21 protein-coding genes are annotated in these 20,539 nt (G+C 63.8%); 11 read left to right on the plus strand and 10 right to left on the minus strand.

The window, feature by feature from the left end; translation table 11 throughout:
- Positions 1 to 118 precede the first annotated feature (118 nt).
- The 3 genes from ubiE to coaBC all read left to right on the plus strand — a co-directional run bounded on the left by ubiE (position 119) and on the right by coaBC (position 4,070).
- The gene (ubiE, locus tag NKH13_RS03595; RefSeq protein ID WP_352910692.1) at positions 119 to 895 is read left to right on the plus strand and encodes a bifunctional demethylmenaquinone methyltransferase/2-methoxy-6-polyprenyl-1,4-benzoquinol methylase UbiE; all 777 of its coding nucleotides are present in this window, start codon (positions 119 to 121) and stop codon (positions 893 to 895) included.
- Between the two features lie 70 nt (positions 896 to 965).
- Positions 966 to 2,540 (plus strand): 2-polyprenylphenol 6-hydroxylase, encoded by a 1,575-nt coding sequence (gene ubiB, locus NKH13_RS03600; protein ID WP_352713659.1) that lies wholly within the window; start codon positions 966 to 968, stop codon positions 2,538 to 2,540.
- Positions 2,541 to 2,606: 66 nt separating this feature from the next.
- Positions 2,607 to 4,070: a bifunctional phosphopantothenoylcysteine decarboxylase/phosphopantothenate--cysteine ligase CoaBC gene (gene coaBC, locus NKH13_RS03605; protein WP_352910694.1), complete on the plus strand. Its 1,464-nt coding sequence runs from the start codon at positions 2,607 to 2,609 to the stop codon at positions 4,068 to 4,070.
- On the opposite strand, the gene NKH13_RS03610 is transcribed toward coaBC, so the two are convergent.
- The 6 genes from NKH13_RS03610 to NKH13_RS03635 all read right to left on the minus strand — a co-directional run bounded on the left by NKH13_RS03610 (position 4,071) and on the right by NKH13_RS03635 (position 9,344).
- On the minus strand, positions 4,071 to 5,522 hold the full coding sequence (locus NKH13_RS03610; protein ID WP_352910696.1) for an MFS transporter: 1,452 nt from the start codon (positions 5,520 to 5,522) through the stop codon (positions 4,071 to 4,073).
- A 412-nt stretch (positions 5,523 to 5,934) separates the two neighbouring features.
- Positions 5,935 to 6,408: a DUF992 domain-containing protein gene (locus tag NKH13_RS03615; RefSeq protein ID WP_292657306.1), complete on the minus strand. Its 474-nt coding sequence runs from the start codon at positions 6,406 to 6,408 to the stop codon at positions 5,935 to 5,937.
- A gap of 136 nt (positions 6,409 to 6,544) precedes the next feature.
- Positions 6,545 to 7,390, minus strand: a complete 846-nt coding sequence (locus NKH13_RS03620; protein ID WP_352910698.1) for a tetratricopeptide repeat protein — start codon at positions 7,388 to 7,390, stop codon at positions 6,545 to 6,547.
- A 161-nt stretch (positions 7,391 to 7,551) separates the two neighbouring features.
- Positions 7,552 to 7,824, minus strand: coding sequence for a 30S ribosomal protein S21 (rpsU, locus tag NKH13_RS03625; RefSeq protein WP_023675331.1), 273 nt, complete (start codon positions 7,822 to 7,824; stop codon positions 7,552 to 7,554).
- A 265-nt stretch (positions 7,825 to 8,089) separates the two neighbouring features.
- Positions 8,090 to 8,476: an SET domain-containing protein gene (locus NKH13_RS03630; RefSeq protein ID WP_352713648.1), complete on the minus strand. Its 387-nt coding sequence runs from the start codon at positions 8,474 to 8,476 to the stop codon at positions 8,090 to 8,092.
- Between the two features lie 109 nt (positions 8,477 to 8,585).
- Positions 8,586 to 9,344, minus strand: a complete 759-nt coding sequence (locus NKH13_RS03635) for an SDR family oxidoreductase (RefSeq protein ID WP_352910701.1) — start codon at positions 9,342 to 9,344, stop codon at positions 8,586 to 8,588.
- A gap of 358 nt (positions 9,345 to 9,702) precedes the next feature.
- Here NKH13_RS03635 and NKH13_RS03640 point away from each other — a divergent pair, with 358 nt between their 5' ends.
- The 7 genes from NKH13_RS03640 (at position 9,703) to NKH13_RS03670 (ending at position 16,233) form a co-directional block, all read left to right on the plus strand.
- On the plus strand, positions 9,703 to 10,284 hold the full coding sequence (locus tag NKH13_RS03640) for a hypothetical protein (RefSeq protein WP_352910702.1): 582 nt from the start codon (positions 9,703 to 9,705) through the stop codon (positions 10,282 to 10,284).
- Between the two features lie 129 nt (positions 10,285 to 10,413).
- Positions 10,414 to 11,667, plus strand: coding sequence for a sarcosine oxidase subunit beta (locus tag NKH13_RS03645; RefSeq protein WP_352709259.1), 1,254 nt, complete (start codon positions 10,414 to 10,416; stop codon positions 11,665 to 11,667).
- Positions 11,667 to 12,089 (plus strand): hypothetical protein, encoded by a 423-nt coding sequence (locus NKH13_RS03650; protein WP_023675337.1) that lies wholly within the window; start codon positions 11,667 to 11,669, stop codon positions 12,087 to 12,089. The genes NKH13_RS03645 and NKH13_RS03650 overlap by 1 nt, the downstream gene beginning before the upstream one ends.
- Before the next feature lie 8 nt (positions 12,090 to 12,097).
- Positions 12,098 to 12,394, plus strand: a complete 297-nt coding sequence (locus NKH13_RS03655; protein WP_352713637.1) for a sarcosine oxidase subunit delta — start codon at positions 12,098 to 12,100, stop codon at positions 12,392 to 12,394.
- Entirely contained in the window at positions 12,391 to 15,384 is a 2,994-nt protein-coding gene (locus tag NKH13_RS03660) for a sarcosine oxidase subunit alpha (RefSeq protein WP_352910704.1), read from the plus strand. The genes NKH13_RS03655 and NKH13_RS03660 overlap by 4 nt, the downstream gene beginning before the upstream one ends.
- A complete protein-coding gene (locus NKH13_RS03665) occupies positions 15,377 to 15,955 on the plus strand; it encodes a sarcosine oxidase subunit gamma (RefSeq protein ID WP_352910706.1) in 579 nt (192 codons plus the stop codon). The genes NKH13_RS03660 and NKH13_RS03665 overlap by 8 nt, the downstream gene beginning before the upstream one ends.
- A gap of 53 nt (positions 15,956 to 16,008) precedes the next feature.
- Positions 16,009 to 16,233, plus strand: a complete 225-nt coding sequence (locus NKH13_RS03670; protein WP_352713630.1) for a hypothetical protein — start codon at positions 16,009 to 16,011, stop codon at positions 16,231 to 16,233.
- A gap of 468 nt (positions 16,234 to 16,701) precedes the next feature.
- Here NKH13_RS03670 and NKH13_RS03675 read toward each other — a convergent pair whose 3' ends face one another.
- Together NKH13_RS03675 and NKH13_RS03680 are read right to left on the minus strand one after the other, a co-directional pair.
- Positions 16,702 to 16,941 (minus strand): DUF680 domain-containing protein, encoded by a 240-nt coding sequence (locus NKH13_RS03675; RefSeq protein WP_352713628.1) that lies wholly within the window; start codon positions 16,939 to 16,941, stop codon positions 16,702 to 16,704.
- 188 nt (positions 16,942 to 17,129) lie between these two features.
- Positions 17,130 to 17,771, minus strand: a complete 642-nt coding sequence (locus NKH13_RS03680; RefSeq protein ID WP_352910707.1) for a TetR/AcrR family transcriptional regulator — start codon at positions 17,769 to 17,771, stop codon at positions 17,130 to 17,132.
- Positions 17,772 to 17,964: 193 nt separating this feature from the next.
- Here NKH13_RS03680 and NKH13_RS03685 point away from each other — a divergent pair, with 193 nt between their 5' ends.
- Positions 17,965 to 18,666 carry a hypothetical protein gene (locus NKH13_RS03685; RefSeq protein WP_352713623.1) on the plus strand — a complete coding sequence of 234 codons (702 nt, stop codon included), beginning with the start codon at positions 17,965 to 17,967 and terminating at the stop codon, positions 18,664 to 18,666.
- Between the two features lie 129 nt (positions 18,667 to 18,795).
- On the opposite strand, the gene NKH13_RS03690 is transcribed toward NKH13_RS03685, so the two are convergent.
- Positions 18,796 to 19,290: a MaoC family dehydratase gene (locus NKH13_RS03690; protein ID WP_031211357.1), complete on the minus strand. Its 495-nt coding sequence runs from the start codon at positions 19,288 to 19,290 to the stop codon at positions 18,796 to 18,798.
- Positions 19,291 to 19,329: 39 nt separating this feature from the next.
- A complete protein-coding gene (locus NKH13_RS03695) occupies positions 19,330 to 20,145 on the minus strand; it encodes an SDR family oxidoreductase (RefSeq protein WP_352713620.1) in 816 nt (271 codons plus the stop codon).
- Positions 20,146 to 20,539 lie beyond the last annotated feature (394 nt).

Genomic DNA, 20,539 nt, shown 5'->3' on the forward strand with positions numbered 1-20,539 from the left:
ACCGTGTGACACTTTTCCGGAACCTGCTTCGAAGCGCGGCCGAACACCGCGCCTTAAACAATAGCGCCCGCACCATCGATCGGCTATGGTCCCGCCGATTTTATGGCGGATCAAAACGATGTCGGTTGAAAGAACCACTGCTGCGGGCGGCATGGAAACCTCCTATGGTTTCAAGCGGGTAGGACCAGGCGACAAGCAGTCCCTGGTCAATGATGTTTTCCACAAGGTGGCGAACCGCTACGACCTGATGAACGACCTGATGTCGGCCGGGCTGCATCGGTTGTGGAAGGACGCCATGGTCGCCTGGCTCAATCCACCGAAGCGGCCGGGCTGGAGCGTTCTCGACGTTGCCGGCGGCACCGGCGATGTCGCCTTCCGCATCGTCGAGGCGAGCGGCAGGCACACTCATGCAACTGTTCTCGATATCAATGGCTCGATGCTCGCCGTCGGCCGCGACCGGGCCGAGAAAAAGGGCCTGTCGGCAAATACCGATTTCGTCGAAGCCAATGCCGAGGAACTGCCTTTTGCCGACGCTGCTTTCGATGCCTACACCATCGCTTTCGGCATCCGCAACGTGCCGCGCATCGATGTGGCGCTTGCCGAAGCCTATCGCGTGCTGAAGCCTGGCGGGCGCTTTCTCTGCCTTGAATTTTCCGAGGTCGAGATGCCGCTGCTCGACAAGGTCTATGAAGCATGGTCGTTCAACGCCATCCCGCGGATCGGCAAGGTGGTGACCGGCGATGGCGAGCCCTATTCCTATCTGGTCGAATCGATCCGCAAATTTCCCAATCAGCAGAATTTCGCGGCGATGATCTCGCGCGCGGGCTTTGACCGCGCCTCATTCCGCAATTATTCCGGCGGCATCGCCGCGCTTCATTCGGGCTGGAAGCTTTGAGGCTGGCCCGCATTTTCATAACCCGACGTGCCTTTCGCCAGTTCGGGAAACCGGCAGGGCAAAGCCAGCCATGAGCAGCATCGGCGCTGGTTTCAGGCTCGTGCGGGCCGGCTGGGTGCTGGTCCGCGAAGGGGTCATCGCGGCTTTGCCTGGCGACGAACTCTTCGGCCTGCCGAAATTCGGCTGGCGCATGGCCCGGTTGTTCACCCGCCGGCGCGCGCTTGCCTATGAGCGCGGCGACAGGCTGGCCAAGGCGGTCGTGCGGCTCGGCCCGTCCTACGTCAAGCTCGGCCAGTTCCTGGCGACACGGCCAGACGTCGTCGGCAACGATATCGCGCTTGATCTCGCCATGCTGCAGGACAAGATGCAGACCTTTCCCAAGGCCGAGGCCATAGCGGCGATAGAAGCATCGCTCGGACGCAAGGTCGGTGAGCTCTATGCCAGTTTTGGCGAGGCCGTCGCCGCCGCCTCGATCGCGCAGGTCCATACCGCCGAAACGATGCAGGACGGCGTCGTTAGGCGAGTGGCGGTGAAGGTCATCCGGCCGGGCGTGCGCCGCCGCTTCTTTCGCGATCTCGAGAGCTATTTCCTCGCCGCCCGGCTGCAGGAAAAGTACATCCCGTCGTCGCGCCGGCTGCGGCCGGTCGAGGTGACGGAGACGCTGGCCCAGACCACCAAGATCGAAATGGATTTGAGGCTGGAGGCGGCGGCTTTTTCGGAGCTCGGCGAGAACACCAAGGACGATCCCGGCTTTCGCGTGCCGTCGGTCGACTGGGAGCGCACCGGTCGTGACGTGCTGACCATGGAATGGGTCGACGGCATCAAGTTGAACGATATTGCCGGCCTCGCCGCCGCCGGCCACGACCTGAAGGCGATTGCCGCCAACCTGGTCCAGTCGTTCCTGCGTCATACGCTGCGTGACGGTTTCTTCCATGCCGACATGCATCCGGGCAACCTGTTCGTCGAGGCCGATGGCACCATCGTCGCTGTCGATCTCGGCATTGCCGGCCGGCTCGGCAGGAAGGAGCGTCGCTTCCTCGCCGAAATCCTCTACGGCTTCATCACGCGCGATTACCAGCGCGTCGCCGAGGTGCATTTCGAGGCCGGCTACGTGCCGCGCCAGCACAATGTCGCAGCTTTCGCCCAGGCGATCCGGGCGATCGGCGAACCGATCCACGGCCAGCCGGCTGAGACCATCTCGATGGCCAAGCTTTTGACGCTGCTGTTCGAGGTGACCGACCTCTTCGACATGGCGACGCGATCCGAGCTGGTGCTGCTGCAGAAGACCATGGTCGTCGTCGAAGGCGTCGCCCGCACCCTCGACCCGGCCTTCAACATGTGGAAGACGTCGGAACCTGTGGTGAGCGGCTGGATTACGCGCAATCTCGGCCCGCGCGCTTTACTGGCCGATGCGCGCGACGGCGCCAACGCGCTGCTGGCGCTGGCCCGCCAGGCGCCGGACCTCGCTGCCCGCACCGAGCGGCTGTCGCGTGAGATCGACCTGATGGCCGAACACGGCCTGCGCTTCGACGAAAGGACCGCGCACGCAATCGGCAGGGCCGAGGCGCGCTACACCCGCTCCGGCCGGCTGGCGCTGTGGGTAATCGCATTGACGCTGGTGTATATCGCCTGGAAGCTGCTCTAACGCCTTGTTGTCGATTGATTGCATTGCTATCATTGCCTTCGGCGATTTCGGATAAAGTGCAATCACATGGCCAGCATCACGATCCGCAACCTTGATGACGAGGTCAAGGATATGCTGCGCCGATTGGCTGCGGAGAATGGCCGGTCAATGGAAGACCAGGCGCGGGTCATGATCCGCGCAGCGGTCGAAGGTCAACTCGGTTCGTCCGGCCGCATCGACCAGATCGAGAAAACGTTGCGCGAACTGATAAGCTTGCAGAATCCTGCAGCTCCGGTGGTCGCGGTCCCCAGCCAAGTCGCGCGAGGTGTCCTCTCCGGCAAGCGCATCCTGCTCATCATCGGCGGAGGCATCGCTGCCTACAAAGCGCTCGACCTGATCCGCCGGCTGCGCGAGCGTGGTGCTTCGGTGCGCGTGGTGATGACGGCTGCGGCGCAGGAATTCGTGACCACGCTGTCGGTCGGGGCGCTGTCGGCCGATCATGTCTTCACCGATTTGTTCGACCGCAATGACGAGCACGATGTCGGCCACATCCGCCTGTCGCGCGAGGCCGACCTTATCGTCGTGGCGCCGGCCACCGCCGACCTGATGGCGAAGCTCGCCAACGGCCACGCCAATGATCTTGCCTCCACCGTGCTCATCGCCACCGACAAGCAGGTTTTAATGGCGCCCGCCATGAACCCGAAGATGTGGGCGCATCCGGCGACCCGGCGCAACCGCTCGACGTTGCAGAAGGACGGCATCGCATTTATCGGCCCGTCGAAGGGCGAGATGGCCGAGAGCAACGAGGCGGGCGAGGGCCGCATGGCCGAGCCGCTGGAGATCGTCGCCGCGATCGAGGCGCTGCTCGACAGCCGGCCAAAGCCGCTGGCGGGAAGAAAGATCATCGTCACTTCCGGACCGACGCATGAACCGATCGACCCGGTGCGCTACATCGCCAACCGCTCGTCGGGCAAGCAGGGCCATGCGATCGCGGCGGCGCTGGCCAGGCTTGGCGCCGACGTGCGTCTCGTCTCCGGTCCGGTCGGCGTTGCCGATCCGGCCGGCGTCGCCACGCTGCATGTCGAAACTGCCGTCGAGATGAAGGATGCGGTCGAACAGCTGCTGCCGGCCGACGCGGCAGTGTTCGTCGCGGCTGTCGCCGACTGGCGCGCTCAAAGCTCGGCCGGGGAAAAGATCAAGAAGGTGGCGGGCGAGGGTCCGCCGGTGCTGCAGATGGTGGAAAATCCCGATATTCTTGCCGGTGTCGGGCATCACAAAAAGCGGCCGATGCTGGTGGTCGGTTTCGCCGCGGAGACGCAGGACCTGGTCAGGAATGCCGAGGCCAAGCTTGCGAAAAAGGGTGCCGATCTTATCGTCGCCAATGATGTCTCGCATGAAGGCGGTTCTCCGGGCGTGATGGGCGGCGACCGCAACAAGGTGCGGATCGTCTCAAAGGCCGGCGTCGAGGAATGGCCGGAGATGAGCAAGGACGAGGTGGCGACGCGGCTCGCGGCACTGATCGCTGACCGGCTGAAGACGGTCGTGGTCTAGTCAATCCCCGACGGAGATTGGCAGCTTCGCCGGCTGCGCGTCGCTCGTCCCCGATATCCGCAAGGCGGCGAGGCATCCCAGGATTCCGAGCGGGATGAAGGCGAGGAACAGCCAGGCGGCGACATTTGCCGCGGCCTCGCGGTTCAGACCTTCGGAAAAGCCGCTGGCATTGGCGACGATGCCGGTCAGTGCCGCACCCACGGCATAGCCGATGCGCTGCATGGTCGGCACGGCGGCCGAGGCGACCGTCTGCTCGCCTTCCTTGGCCGATGCCACGATGACACGCGTGACGAACGGCCAGGCGATGCCGAAACCGCCGCCTTGCAGCAAGGCGCAAAGCAGGATCAACGGGATCGAGCCCGCCGGCACCGTATAGGCGAAACCGGCGATGCCCGTGGCGATCATCAGCGCTCCGCCGACGATGATCAGCCGCTCGCGCTCCGGCGGCGCATTGGCGACGAGGATCGACAGGATCGACCAGGCGATCGATTCGGCGGCGATGATGTAGCCGGTGGTGAGGATCGGAATGCCGTGGAGGCTGGTCAGGAGCAGTGGCCCGTAGACCGCGAACGAGCAGGTCGCCACCGAGAACGCCGCGACCATGGTCATGCCCGCGCCGACCGGCGAGCGCCATGAGAACAGCCGCGACGGGAACAGGCGCGAGCGCGGCTTCAGCGCGTCGATATGGATAAACAGCGCCAGGCCGATCAGGCCGAGGGTGAGCAGCAGCGACGAGCGCAGCAGGGCGATGTCGACGCCGGCGGTGGCGATCAGCACGACGCTGACGGCAAGGCAGCCAAGTGCTGCAAACGGGAAAGGCGGCGCTGAGCCGCCGGTCGCCTGCGGCCTTGTTGCTTCAGGCGTATCGAGCACGATGAAGCTTGCCAGGGCCATGGCCGTGCCGCCGAGGGTGAAGACGCCGAAGGCCCAGCGCCAGGACAGCAATTCGGTCATGACCGCGCCGAGCACCGGCCCGCTGAAGGCGGCGACACCCCAGATCGCCGACATGACGCCGAAAAGCTGCGGCCAGATCGCGCGGGCAAACAGCCGCTCGACCGAGACGAAGGCCAGCGACACCAGCGCGCCGCCGCCGAGCCCCTCGATCAGGCGGCCGCTGAGGAACAGCGGCATCGAAGGCGCGGTGGCGCAGACCAGCGCGCCGCCGGCATAGAGCATTGCGGCGACCATCATGTTGGTACGCAGCGCGACATAGCTCACCAGCCGTCCGGCGGCCGCACCGGCAACGATGGCGCCGAGCTCGTAGATCGCCAGCGACCAGCCGACCAGTTGCACACCGGCGAGCTCGCCGACCATGGCCGGCATGACCGTTGCCACCATCGTTTCGTTGGTGGCGTGCAGCAGGATGCCGAGGCTGATGAAGCAGAAGCGCGCCAGGTCGCCGCTCGCCCACAGCGCGCGCCAGTCAACTCTATTTGTGCTTGTTTTGGTCACCCCGTCCTCCCGAATTTTCTTGGGCGCCGATCTAAGATACTGAGCATTCGTCGCGTCGAAATGGACGCGCGCCGCCTCGCGGGAGGGCTTGTAGAACCTCAACCACAGTTGAGATCAAGCGGTTTTGATCGCCGTTGTCGTGGCGGATGTCAAAATTGTGCGATGGGGGGACGATCACGAGGCATTGAGATTCTGGTCAGACCGAAGACGAGCAATATTGGATCGCCGCAATCTTCGGTCACGGTAACGGCATGAACACAGTTGCCATGCCGTGATCTTCGAGCGCTGCAACTTTGAACATCAGGGCGGCCCATCCTCTGCGGAGTGGGCCTGCCGGAATCCATGAGCTTTCGGCAGCTATTCGCAGGCCGACACCTACGCTCCCCGCCGCTCGGGGAGCCATGCTACGCCGTTACTTGAACGAGTGGATCAGGTCCAGCGACGTGACGGCGACCGCCAGGTTGACGCCGGTCTGTGCCTGGACGCTGAGCGGCTGCAGCGAAAAGGCGCTGTCGAGGCCGCCGACCAAGAGATTGGCGCCGCCACCGGTGACCACGCTGGCCTCGGCATTCACGCCATAGTAGCTGCCGGCAAGGTCGCCCTCATCGTGGTTGCGGGTCGCCGCCAGAACCGCCCATACCAGCTGGCCCTGGTGCGTCCGGCCGACATCGACGCCGAGCTTGGAAATCACCCCGGTATAGACTTCGGAGGGACCGCCACGATGCGGACGAAAGACACAGGAAACACCCTTGTTGGAGGTGACGAGATAGGCCGTGCCGCCGTCGATGGTGCAGTCGAGCACGCCGAGCTGGAGCTTGCTGGCGCTGGCGGGAGCGACAACGACGGTCGTCGCCAGAGCGGCGGCACAGGCGAGTTTCTTGATCATGGCAGGGTCCTTTCCAATGGCTTTGTACAAACGGCTGAGCACGCCGAGCGTTCCGCCGAAAACTTGGCGCCAGCAAGGCAAGGGTAAACGCAGGGTTGTCGGGGTGCGGAAAGGGCGGCCCGATAAACCGGCCCGCTCAGCCGGCGCTGGTGCGAGCCAGGCCGTCCTTGGCCGGCTGGTAGGTCGGATTGAGGTGCACGGCCTCGCGGTAGGATTTCGCGGCCCTGACCTTGTCGCCGCGCCGTTCGTAGATTAGCGCCTGGTTGGACCAGGCCTCGGCGTTCTTGCCGTCGAGCTTTATGGCCATGTTGAAGTCGGCGAAGGCGTTGTCCTCGTCGTTCATGGCAAGGTAGGAGAGGCCGCGTCCGTTGTAAGGCTCGGAAGCATCCGGCGCTAGCGAAATGGCGGTCGAGAAATCCTCGATGGCAAAGGCGTGCTGGCCCTGGCTCTGGTAGATCAGGCCGCGATTGTGATAGGCGCGCGCGTCGGTCGTGTCGAGCTGGATGGCCTTCTGGAAATCGTTGAAGGCTTCCTGGATCCGGCCGGCCCTGCGGTAGAGATTGCCGCGGCCGATATAGGCGGCGTCATAATTGGAATTGATCTGGATCGAGCGGTTGTAGTCGGCCAGCGCGCTTGGCTGGTCACCGAGGAAGCGCTGGATGAGCGCCCGGTTCGAATAGGCCTGGTAGAAATTCGGATTGAGCTGGATGGCGGTGTCGAAGTCCTTCAGCGCCGCCTGGTACTGGCCGCCGCGGCCATAGGCCGAGCCTCGCACATTGTAGGCTTCCGGATCCTGGGGGTTGCGCTGGATCACCGCCGACAGCGAGGAGATGTTCTCGCTCGAGGCTTGCGCCTTGTCGATGTTGTTGAACTCGCCGGTTGGAACGCTCTGGCAGCTGGCAAGCGCCATCCCGGAAAGCAGGGCTGCCGTCAGGGCGAGGCCGCGCCACGCGGTTCTGCGCTCTACGGTGATTGCGTCCATGTCTGCCCTGTCCTTACTGCGCCGTCTGGTCCGTGGCCCCTCCGAACCGGCATCTCTCCCAACCGGTCCTCTCGGACCGGGTCGAACTCACAACAAAAAGGTGGCGGCGATTCCGCATCGCGCCACCTTGGATATCCTTGGAAAAGGACGAAAAATTGACGTCAGAACCGCGGCGGACGCGGAGCACCGGCACCGGCAGCACCGGCCGCGACCGGACGCGGCGTCATCGGCAGCAGGCCTTCGCGCTGGGCGCGCTTGCGGGCCAGCTTGCGGGCACGGCGCACGGCTTCCGCCTTTTCACGGGCGCGCTTCTCGGAGGGCTTCTCGTAATGTCCGCGCATCTTCATTTCGCGGAAGATGCCTTCGCGCTGCATCTTTTTCTTGAGCGCGCGAAGCGCCTGATCAACATTGTTGTCGCGGACGAGTACCTGCACGTGCAATCCTGTCTTTCGGTTTGAAATCAACAGGCAAGCGGCCATAGCCACAAGCCTCCGCGGCGCGTTACACCACGAATTGGGGCGGCTGATAGCAGAATCAAGGGGCGCTGTCCACAGCCGATTGAGAGACGGTGCCGACCCCGAAACGAAAAACCCGCCTCGGCGGCGGGTCTTCGGTGTGAATCAGCACCATATCGAAATTAATAGCATAGCTGCCGGCACAAAGCAAGAACAAAATTCACCTTGGACCAGATAGGCGCCGCTACGCTGTGGCCAGGTGGAGCTGCTCGAAACCCTCGAAGAATTCGCCGTAGTCGCAGGTTATCTCCTCGCCGGCGGCGATGTCGCGGGTCGCGGTGGCCCCGCCATGCTGCGAAAAGTCGGTGTTCGGCTTGTCGGCGTGGTTCATGAAACGGCCATTGTCGACCTCATAGACCATGAAGCCCGGCCGGTCCGGACTGGGATAGGCATATCTGTCGAGCAATTCCTTGAGGTGCGGCGGCGCAGTCTCGTATCTTTCGACCGGGATCAGCCGGTCAAAGTCCGGATCGAGACGCCAGATCTGCGCGCCTTTGCGGACCGGCTCGGCGGCGAACACGCCGACGCCTTCGATTGCGCTTGCAGCGATATAGGTCCTGATCAGCAGCATGTTTCCAACCCGTTTTCGAGGAGAAGACGGAATCGTCAAATCGCCGGAAAAAGCAAGACCGGTTTTTTTGACGTTGGCTTGCGCGCCGATGCGCCGACCGCGAAACGCTTCACGTCCGGGTGATCGAGACGCCGCCGTCGGCGAACAGTGCCGTGCCGGTGGTGAAGCTCGATGCATCGGAAGCCAGGTAAAGCGCCGAGCGGGCGATCTCCACTGGCTCGGCGACGCGCTTCAAGGCATGCAGGTTTTCGACGAAGGCTCGCGATTCAGGTGTCTTGAACGTTGCCGAGGGCGTGTCGGTGCCGCCCGGCAGCAGCGCGTTGACTCGAATGCCCTTGGCGCCAAATTCGGCCGCCAGCACCTGCGTCAATCCGACCAGACCGGCCTTGCTTGCGGCATAGCTGGTCATGCCGGGCATGCCGACCGTGTAGCCGACGAAGGTGGAGGTGAAGATCAACGAGCCGCCGCCGCGTTCGACCATCGCCGGCACCTGGTATTTCGCGCCGAGAAAGGCGCTGGTCAGATTGGTATCGAGCGTCTCGCGCCAGCCCTCCAGCGACAGCTCCGAAACCGGCCCCATCCTACCGACCGAGCCGGCATTGTTGAAGGCGATGTCGAGCCCGCCGAATTTCCCGACCGCCAGGTCGACGAGGGCTTTTGCGTAGGCTTCGTCGCGTACGTCGCCGGGAAGGGCAATGGCCGTGCCGTCGGCGTCTTCGATTTCGGCAACCAGCGCATCGAGCTCCGCCTGGTGACGGGCTGCGACGACCACCTTGGCGCCTTCCTCCGCAAACACCTTGGCCGTGGCGCGGCCGATGCCGGAGCTGGCGCCGGTGACGATGGCAACTTTGTTGGCAAGTGCAAGCATTTTTTTGCATCCTTTTTTCGCGCCGGCCGTTGCCGGCAATCGGGATGCTTGGTCGCAAATCGGGGCGGTGCGAACCACCCGATACCTGCGAAGGCATCTGCGAAGATTCCTTGACGCCGGATGGGCACCGGGCTACCAAGTCGCCATTCAACTTTGCGGGTGGACGCGCCACCCATTCCAATGACCCCCCAAGACATAATGAGCAAGTTGTTGGCCCCCGGCTTCGAGGGTGACAGCGAGTTGACGTTCGCTCTTCAATCGGAATTCAACAAGGGCTTTCCCCTCGAAAACCTCCGGCCGCTGCTGGTCTCCAGCAACGCCCGGACACAAGCTGCAGCGGTGTTCATAGCGACCGAAAATGGGCTCCAGGCTGAGCTACAAGCTAAATTGTGTTGTCGCCGAGATAGCCGATCTGCTCGATAGCAAAGCTTCTCATCTCCGCTTCGATGCAATCGGGGCGCTCAGGGGCTGTACCACGCCGGCCGATGGCGCCATTCTCGGCCGCGTCATGCTGCGGCTGGGTGACGAACATGCCGGTGTTCGATGGAAAGTCGTCCAGTTCGTCTGCTTTGCGGAGCGGTGGCAGCTGCAGCTCGCGGTGGAAAATGCCGCAGCGCTGCGTCCCGACTCGGCTTTTGCGACGTTGGTCAACGCTTACGGACGGCATTTCATGCCGAGAGCCAAGGAACTGCAGCGGTTGCTCGAGCATCCGGACGCACTGTTGCGGCGCTTTGCGGCGGCAGTGGCCATCAGGCCGCGCCAGGTGATCGTCGAGCGCTTCGTGGCCATGGCGGAGCAGTCGAACGATGCGGAAGTTCGTAAAATCGCGGCCGATTGCCGTGAGGGTTATTTGCGATCGATCTATGCAATCGGGCCGTCCATCTTGAAGCGCGCGTCCTCTGAAACGTCAAAAGGCGAAACGCAGAACAGCGGCCGTTGAAAGGCACGGCGCAAAACGGCAAGCGCCGTCGCAAACAGTGCAAGGCTGGCAGCACGGTTTCGCTAGTGATACAGCTCGCGCGCCGGGGTTGGCTGATCTGCCCGGCCGCCATTTGCGAGGCCTGCAACGTTGAAGAAATACTCGGTATTTGCCATCGCCCGCGAGGCCATGCGCGGTCATAGAGGCTGGGAGGAACAGTGGTCCTCGCCGGAGCCGAAAAAGGAGTATGACGTCGTCATCGTCGGCGCCGGCGGCCACGGCCTGGCCACGGCCTATTATCTCGCCACGGTGCACGGCATCACCAACGTTGCGGTTTTGGAAAAAGGCTGGCTCGGCGGCGGCAATACCGGCCGCAATACCACCATCATCCGCTCGAACTATCTCTACGACGAGAGCGCCGGCATCTACGACCATGCGCTGAAGCTGTGGGACGGGCTCAGCCAGGAGCTCAACTACAACGTCATGTATTCGCCGCGGGGCGTCATGATGCTCGCCCACAACATCCACGACATCCAGGTGCTGAAGCGGCACGTCCACGCCAACCGGCTGAACGGCATCGACAATGAATGGCTGACGCCGGAACAGGCCAAGGAATTCTGCCCGCCGCTCAACATTTCGCGCGATGCGCGCTACCCGGTTATGGGTGCTGCCCTGCAGCGCCGCGGCGGCACGGCGCGCCACGATGCCGTCGCCTGGGGCTATGCGCGCGGCGCTTCGGCGCGCGGCGTCCACATCATCCAGAATTGCGAGGTCACCGGCGTCAAGCGGGCGCCGAACGGCGCGGTTACCGGCGTCGAGACGACGCGCGGCTTCATCGGCGCCAGGAAGGTCGGCGTGGTCGCCGCCGGCCATTCCTCGGTGATCATGAACATGGCCGGCGTGCGCATGCCGCTGGAAAGCTATCCACTGCAGGCGCTGGTATCGGAGCCGGTCAAGCCGGTGGTGCCTTGCGTGGTGATGTCGAACACGGTGCATGCCTATATCTCGCAGTCCGACAAGGGCGAGCTGGTCATCGGCGCCGGCACCGACCAATATGTCTCCTATTCGCAGACCGGCGGCCTGCACATCCTGCAGCATACGCTCGACGCGATCTGCGAGATGTTTCCGATCTTCACCCGCATGAAGATGCTGCGCTCATGGGGCGGCATCGTCGACGTGACGCCGGACCGTTCGCCGATCCTGGCCAAGACGCCGGTGCCCGGCCTCTATGTCAATTGCGGCTGGGGCACGGGCGGCTTCAAGGCGACGCCGGGTTCGGGCCATGTCTTTGCCCATACGATCGCCAGGGACGATCCGCACCCGATCAACGCGCCCTTCACCATAGAGCGCTTCCGCACCGGCCGGCTGATCGACGAGGCGGCGGCGGCAGCGGTGGCGCACTGATGATGACCGAGATGGCTGTCGCCATGCCGCTGATGCTCGCCGGCGAGCAAGGCCTGTTTCATATCCCGACGCCAGAGGAGGTGCGCCTGCAGCCCATCAGCCGCGCCGGCAATGAAGCGGATTGGCCGTTTTCCGTCGACGAGGGTGTACTCGCCTGCGCCTGGAGCGCCGGTCAGAGAGTGGTCACCTTTATGGAGAACCGGCCAGCCGATCTCGAGGAAGGCGAAAAATTCGAGCGGCGCTACGTCATCGTGACGACCGAACCGATGACGCTTTCGGTCGGCAATATGGCGTATCGCGACCTTTTCCGCCCGGTAGCCAGCATCGAGGAGCGCATCCGGCTGGTCGCGCCCTTCGTGACGATGGGCCAGAGGCTTTGCGACCAACCTGCCGGCGCTCGCGTCGGCCACGGCGAACTGTAGGACCAACCATGCTTCTCATCCGCTGCCCCTATTGCGAGGAAGAGCGTCCGGAGCTCGAATTCCGCAACGCCGGCGAGGCGCATATTGCGCGTTCCCCAAACATCGCCGGCGAGAGCGACGACGATTTCGAAAGGTTCTTCTTCATCCGCTCCAATCCCAAGGGGATCATCTATGAGCGCTGGCGGCACATGCATGGCTGCGCGCGGTTCTTCAACGCCGTGCGCGACACCGTCAGCGACAGGTTCCTGATGACCTACAAGGCCGGCGAGCCGAAGCCCACGAAGCTGCCGGGAGCCGCCAAATGAGCGCCACGTTCCGCATTGCCGGCGCTGGGCGGCTCAAGCAGGCAAAGATAGCTGGCTTCAGCTTCGACGGCCGCCCCTATACCGGGATCGAGGGCGACACGCTGGCCTCGGCGCTGCTTGCCAATGGCGTCCACCTTGTCGGCCGCTCGTTCAAGTACCACCGGCCGCGCGGCTTCCTGTCGGCAGGCGCCGAAGAGCCGAACGCGCTGGTCGAGATCAAGCGCGACCAGGCACGCAAGACACCGAACGTCCGCGCCACGGTGCAGGAACTCTATGACGGGCTGACCGCACAGTCGCAGAACCGCTGGCCGTCGCTCGCTTTCGACATCGGTGCACTCAGCAGCATCGCCTCGCCGATGCTTTCGGCCGGCTTCTACTACAAGACCTTCATGTGGCCGAAGGCTGCGTGGAAAAACCTCTACGAGCCCAAGATCCGGGCCGCCGCCGGTCTCGGCGTCGCCCCCAACCAGCCGGATCCCGACCATTATTCGGCGCGCTTCGCCCATTGCGAGGTGCTGGTGCTTGGCGGCGGTGCCGCGGGCATCGCCGCGGCATTGGCCGCGGCCGAGACCGGCGCGCGTGTCATCCTTGCCGACGAGCAGGCGGAATTCGGTGGCAGCCTGCGCTTCGAGAGCGGCGCGAAGATTGAAGGCCAGGACGGCTTTCCCTGGGCGCAATCCGCTGTCGCTAAGTTGAGGGCGATGGACAATGTCCGCGTGCTGCCGCGCACCACGGCCTTCGGCTATTACGCGCAGAATTTCGTCGGGCTGGTCGAGCGCGTCAGCGACCATCTGCAGAACCCCGGCCGCGACCTGCCCCGCGAGCGGCTGTGGCAGGTTCGCGCCAAACGCGTGGTGCTGGCGACCGGCGCCATCGAGCGCCACATGGTGTTTGCCGACAACGACCGGCCGGGCATCATACTGGCATCGGCGGCGCGCACCTATCTCAACCATTACGGTGTCGCCGTCGGCAGGAATGTCGGCGTCTACACCGCGAACGATTCCGCCTATGCGGCGGCGATCGACCTGAAAAAGGCCGGCATCAACGTGGCGGCCATCGTCGACCTGCGCGACAACCCGACCGGGCCGGTGATCGACGAGGCGAGGGCGCTCGGCATCGAGGTCAATTTCGGCCGCGCCGTGATCCGCGCCGGCGGCAAGCTGCGGGTGTCGTCGATGACCGTGCAGCCGAAGAATGGCGGCGGCGAGCGCACCATCCCGGTTGACGCGATTCTGATGTCGGCCGGCTGGACGCCATCGGTGCATCTGTTCTCGCAATCGCGCGGCAAGGTCGCCTTCAATGACGAGACCAAGCGCTTCGTGCCCGGCATCTACGCGCAGGACTGCGTCTCCGTCGGCGCCTGCAACGGTACGGACGGGCTGTCGGCGACGATCGAGGAGGCCTATGCAGCGGGTGCCAAGGCGGCCAAGGACGCCGGCAGCAAGCCAGCCAAGGGCACGAAGCCGAAGGTCGATGCCGGCGAGAGCTGGTCACGCGGCATGCTGGGTGCGGCACCCGGCGCCGGCGCGGATACGACGGTAAAGGCGTTCGTCGACTTCCAGAACGACGTCACCGCCAAGGACATCCGCCAGGCGGTGCATGAAGGCATGCGCTCGATCGAGCACGTCAAGCGCTTCACCACCAACGGCATGGCGACCGACCAAGGCAAGACCTCCAACATGCACGGCCTGGCGATTGCCGCCGAGACGTTGGGCAAGCCGATCCCGCAGGTCGGGCTGACGACGTTCCGTGCGCCCTATACGCCGGTGACATTCGGCTCGATCGTCGGGCACGCGCGCGGTCCCCTGTTCGACCCGACCCGCAAGACGGCGATCCATCCCTGGGCAGAGCGCCAGGGCGCGATGTTCGAGGATGTCGGCCAGTGGAAGCGCGCCTGGTACTTCCCGAAGCCGGGCGAGGACATACATGCGGCCGTCGACCGCGAATGCGTCACGGTGCGCAAGACGGCCGGCCTGTTCGACGCCTCGACGCTGGGCAAGATCGAGGTGGTCGGGCCGGATGCGGCCAAATTCATGGAACTGCTCTACACCAATCCATGGGAGAAACTGGAGCCCGGTCGCTGCCGCTACGGCATCATGCTGCGCGAGGACGGTTTCATCTATGACGACGGCGTGGTGGGAAGACTGGCTGCCGACCGTTTCCACGTGACGACGACGACCGGCGGCGCGCCGCGCGTCATGAACCATATGGAGGATTATCTCCAGACCGAGTTCCCGCATCTCAACGTCTGGCTGACCTCGATCACCGAGCAGTGGGCGGTGATCGCCGTGCAGGGACCGAAGTCTCGCGACATCATCGCGCCGCTGGTCGAGGGCATCGACATGTCGGATGAAGCGCTGCCGCATATGTCGGTGCGCGAAGGCCGGATCTGCGGCGTTCCGACAAGGCTGTTTCGCATGTCGTTCAGCGGTGAGCGCGGCTTCGAGGTCAACGTGCCGGCCGATTACGGCGAGGCGGTCTGGGAAGCGCTATGGGCCGAGAGCCAGAAGCATGGCGCCTGTGCTTACGGCACCGAGTCGATGCATGTGCTGCGCGCCGAAAAGGGCTACATCATCGTCGGCCAGGATACCGACGGCACGGTGACGCCGAACGACGCCGGGCTCGACTGGGCGGTCGGCAAGAAGAAGACCGACTTCGTCGGCATTCGCGGCATGGCGCGGCCGGACCTGGTCGCCAAGGGCCGCAAGCAGCTTGTCGGCCTGAAGACCAGGGATCCCAAGGTGGTGCTGGAGGAGGGCGCGCAGGTCGTCGCGGACCCGAAGCAGGCAATCCCGATGAAGATGATCGGCCATGTCACCTCGAGCTATTGGTCGCAAAATTGCGGCCGCTCGATCGCGCTGGGGCTGGTCGCCGGCGGCCGCGATCGCATGGGCGAGACGCTCTACGTGCCGATGCCGGACGGGGTGGTCGAGGTGGAGGTCACCGGCATGGTGTTCTTCGACGAGAAGGGAGAGCGCCTCAATGGCTAAGGCCGCTTTGAAAACTGCCGCCGCCGGACCCTCGGTCGAACGCCGTCCGGCGCTCGCCGGCCAGTCGCTTTCCGGCGCCGGCGTCACACTTGCCGTGCTGCCGCCGGCCGAGCGCATATCGCTGCGCGCGCCGGACACCTCGATCGCGGCACTTTCGAAAGCGCTCGGCGTCGTCCTGCCGCAGAGACCGAAAACCTCGGCGGCAAAGGCCGGACGCACGGCCTTGTGGCTCGGGCCGGACGAGTGGCTGGTCATCGATGAGAGCGGCAAAGACCCGCTCGCCGATTGCGCCAGGGTTTCCGCGCTGCATTCGGCGGTCGGCATCTCGCACCGCAACGTCGCCATATCGGTCACCGGTCCGGCTGCCGCGGCGACGATCAATGCCGGCTGCCCGCAGGATTTGTCGCTCGACGCCTTTCCGGTCGGGGCGGCGTCGCGTACCATTCTCGGCAAGGTCGAAATCGTGCTGTTGCGCACCGCGGCCGACGCGTTCCGCGTCGAATGCTGGCGTTCGTTCTCCGATTATGTCTTTACTTTTCTGTCGGAGGCAGCGCGCGACGCGGCAGCATAGGCATGTTCGCCGTGCCCGACCGTTCTGCGACAGCGAGCCGAGGGAGAATGCAAATGCCGTCGAACTCCGCGCCGAAGTCGCCGGCCAAGACGCCGGCCGTGCGCTCTTTCGAAGGCGAGCAGCGCACTGGGACGGATATTGAAGAGGAACTCGAGGAAGGCCTCGAGGATACATTCCCGGCCAGCGATCCGGTGTCGATCACCGGAACGGCCATTCCCGGCGCACCCGCAAGACCCGGCAAGCCCAAAAGCGTGGCGGGACAGAAGCGCAAGAGATAATTTCTATCGGCCCGGCGGAGCCGGCCTCGACCAGCAGGTTTGCGCGGTTCCATGTGGATATGCGTTCCAGCGTCGATGATTGGCGAAAGCCCGAACGAGGGCGATCTCCCACGCAAGGGCAGGCCTATCGCAGGTGGAAAGCCGAGGCTTTCACTCTACGATGTACCCCCACCCCAACCCCTCCGCCACAAGGGGGAGGGAGACTTCTGTTGGCGCTAACCTCGGGCAAATGGCCTGCCTTTCGGCGCCAAAGCGGAAGGAAAGGCGCGCGGCAGCGTTCCCTCCCCCTTGTGGGGAGGGTTAGGGTGGGTCCATCTTCGCAAGAATCCAAATGCGATTGCCCAGCCTGCAAGTGGGGAGATCGGCAGCTTCGCCGATGGCGCCCATTTCGGTGCCGGCATCGACCAGCCACGAGGACGGGCAATCAGGATATCCTGCCGCTCCTCATCTTCATGCCGCTCGAAGTCCTCAGAAGCTGCTTGGCACGATCCACGGGTCAATGCCGATGCCGAGCCTCGGGCCCTTGGTGTCGGCCTTGTGGGTCGCGGCATCCACCTTTTCAAGCGATCCGGTCGGCGCGCAATCGAGCTTCACATCGGTCTTGGTGCCGATGCAGGTCGCTTCCTGCTTGGCTGGCTGACTGCCGCCGGCAAATGCGGCGCCAGAGAGCGCCAGCAGGGCGGCGAGCGTGAGGATTGCCTTCTTCATGGTCTGTCTCCGGTCCAGTTATTGGATTCGTACATGTACGGCATTGCGTACAGATACGCCCAGGACTTAGGGAGTTCAAGCAAAATCGTACATGTACGGAGAAGTTGAGCGCAGGAATTGCCGAACGCTCGGCGCCGGAGCGCGGATCGTTCGGAGAAGATCCTACAGATCGGGAGAAGCGCCGCTCTTCAGCAGTTGACCGGCGGCGTGAGCGGCGCGATCTCGTGCGCGGCGATGGCTTCGAGCATGATGTCGCCGATCCGTGTGATGAACGTCTTTTGGTCGCCGAACGGGTAGAACGGGAAGGTGATCAGCAGCGAGATGGCGCCGTGGCCGACTGCCCACAACATGGTGGCGATGGCGCGTGGATCGCCTTTGAGTCTGCCGGCGGCAACGCAGGCTTCGACCCTCTCGATCAGCACTTTCATCGCCGGGTTGCCGCTCTCCATATCGGCGAACGTCTTTCCGGCTGGCGGCCTGACTTTTTCGGTCATGAAAACGGTGCGGTATTCGTTGGGATTTTCCAGCCCGAAGGCAGCGTATTCGACAAGCACCGCCTTGAGCGCCTCGATCGGGTCGTCGGCCGTGTGACGTTCGATGCGCCTGGCCAAGGTCTCGAACGCGTCCTCGGCCAAGGCGAACAGGATATCCTGCTTGTCGGCGAAATAGGAATAGACCGACATCGGCGCATAGCCGACGCGCTTGGCGAGCTTGCGGATGGTGAGGCCGTCATAGCCTTCTTCCTGGACAAGCTTGTGCGCGGCGTCGACAAGTTCGGAACGCAGTTCGGCCTTTTGTTTTTCGCGGCGCTCCTGGACGCTTAGCTGCAATTGTTCGACTGCCTTAAATGAATGATGGCTGGATGCAGCATATATACGCTGTACGGCGTCGGGCAAGGTGGCACGAAGCAGAAGCTTGACTGTCACAAAACGATGTAACCCGGCAATAAAGCCGGCAACATCGGACTGTTACAGACAAAGACTAATTCGCGGCTCTGCAACAATTGTGATCTGGGAGGCCAACATGGCCCCGACTGAGCTTTCGTCCGGCGTGCCGGACGTGGACCCGCTTTCCCATCGCGCCAGGATGGCGCTCAGGCGCGTCGTCATGGTTGCATGGCTGGCGATCGCGCTCGGCTTCGCCATGGAAGCTCTCATTCTGACCGTCAGATTTGCGGCAGGTGCCTATCCGGCGACGACACAGGTTCTGATCGAACTGGCGCAAGGCGTGACCTGGTCGTTCTTCGTCTGCGCCGGCGTCAGCCTCGGCACGGCGCTCACCAAGGTGCGAGCCTCGTTCGGCGGCTTAGTCAGCGCGATTTCGGCGCCACTGGCGATGGGCATCGCCAAAGGGACGCAAAAGGTGATGGTCAGCGCGCTCGATGCGGCCGCGAAGCCGGCCATCCTGTCGCTCACCACGCTGGGCGTGCTGCGTGCGATCGAATACGGGCTGCTCGGCTGGATACTGGCGTCGCTGGCATCGAAGGAAGAACCGCGTCCGCTTCATTTCGCGCTGGCGGGCGCCCTGATAGGTGCGGTATTCGGCGGCGGCATCACGGTGCTGACGATCGAGACGGCCGCGGCGAACGACGCTGCTCTCGCAATGCCACAGGCGATCGCAACCGGCCTCAACGAGATCGTGTTCCCAATCGGTTGTTCACTGGTCGTCTACATTGCGCTGCAGGTCAGCCGCCACATGAAGTACGTCGCGGCCGAAGCCAAATAGACTTAGAGCGGTTCATCGTTTCACGGAAACGCTGAACCGCTCTATCTCTTTGTTTTTGCGCAATTCCGGACAGAAAACCGCTTCACACTTTTCCTGGAATTGCTCTAGGTCCCCAGGCTCGGATGCCAGTCAAACCGCTTCCGGCTGGCGTTCGATCAGCGTCAGGGTCAGCCAGCGGGCAGTCAGCGCCGGTTTTTTCGAGCCCTCGATCTCGATCGTCACGTCGTGCGCCGTCTGCACCCAGCCCGACGGCCTGACCTTGACGTCGGCCAGCACGAAGCGCGTGCGGATGCGCGAGCCGGTCTTCACAGGCGCCAGGAAGCGCAGCGAATCGAAGCCGTGATTGACGCCCATCTTGCTGTTTTCCAGCGGCGGCATGGTTTCGAAGGTCATCGCCGACAACAGCGAAAGCGACAGGAAGCCATGCGCGATGGTGCCGCCGAACGGCGTCTCGCGGCTGGCGCGTTCCGGATCGCAATGGATGAACTGATGGTCGTCGGTGGCATCGGCGAACTGGTCGATCATGCGCTGGGTGACCACCCGCCATGGCGACACGCCGACTTCCTTGCCGACATTGGCCAGAAGCACATCGAGACTGATCGGTTCCACGCTGATGTCCTCCATCTTCACCCCCGGCATTTCACTCGCCGGATGGCGTGCGTCTCATTCCTTGAACAATGTCAGCCCGTGTTGCACCGACTGCCCGCCATCGATCGGCAGGATGGCGCCGGTGACATAGCTGCCGGCACGGCTGCACAAATAGAGCGTTGCGCCGGCAATGTCATCCGGCGCGCCGATGCGGCCGATCGGTACATGGTTGCCGATATGTCTTGCCTGGTCCTCGGTGCCGGTGGCGAAGGCCGTCATCCGGCTCTGGAAAGGGCCGGGCGCAAAGGCGTTGACGGTGATGCGGCGGCCGGCGAGCTCGATCGCCAGGATGCGCGTCAGGTGGTGAACCGCAGCCTTCGAGGCAGAGTAGGAGTAGGCATCTTCGGCCAAAGGCTGCGTGCCCATTACCGATCCGAGATTGATCACCCGTGCCGGGTCGGCATCGCTGGCGGCGGCTTCGAGCAGAGGCAGCAATTCGCGCGTCAGGTGGAAGACCGCGGCAACGTTGACGCCGAACACCTTGGCCCAGGCATGGTAGGGAAAACTTTCCAGCGGCGAGCCCCAGGAGATGCCGGCATTGTTGACCAGGATATGCAGCCGCTCGGTCCGTGTCCTGACCTCGGCTACGAGCGCCGCAATGCCGGCCTCACTGGAGACGTCGGCGGAGAAACCCTCGGCCCGGCCGGAGGCGCCAAGGCCGTTCAACTCGCCGGCTACCCTGACGCAATCCTCGCCCTTGCGCGAGGCGATCATCACCGAAGCGCCGGCCTTGACCAGAGCGGTCGCCGCCATGCGGCCGATGCCGGTCGCGGCGCCGGTGACCAGCGCCGTCTTGCCGGCGACGGAAAACAGTTCGTCCAGATAGCTCATCGAATTCCTCCGCGCAGTTCACCGCGCTTTGACTGGTGGTTCAAGGAAGCGGCTTCAAGTCGACAAGGCTAGCCGAACTACGATCATCCTTGCCACGGCTAAAGTACCCGGACTGGGGCGATGGCAGGGTTTGCGGCTGAATTGGTTAGGCGCCAGCGGCAAGGTGTTCATTCGGCCGTGACATGGGTCGGATGAATGATGCGGCCATCCCCGTTAGCGAGCACCTTGGTAAGCTGTTCATTTCGCGCGTGAACCAGTCGTCATTACTCCTCCGCCCAAGCCGCAGGCGGGTCTTGAGGAGTCGGGAGGGTGGCCGAGCAGTGGGGCGAGACTGACGTTCGTATTCGTGGACGGGGACTATGCTTTCAAGGCGAAAGCTATGGGTAAGAAACAA

The sequence above is a fragment of the Mesorhizobium sp. M1348 genome, assembly GCF_040317925.1.
GTDB lineage: Bacteria > Pseudomonadota > Alphaproteobacteria > Rhizobiales > Rhizobiaceae > Mesorhizobium.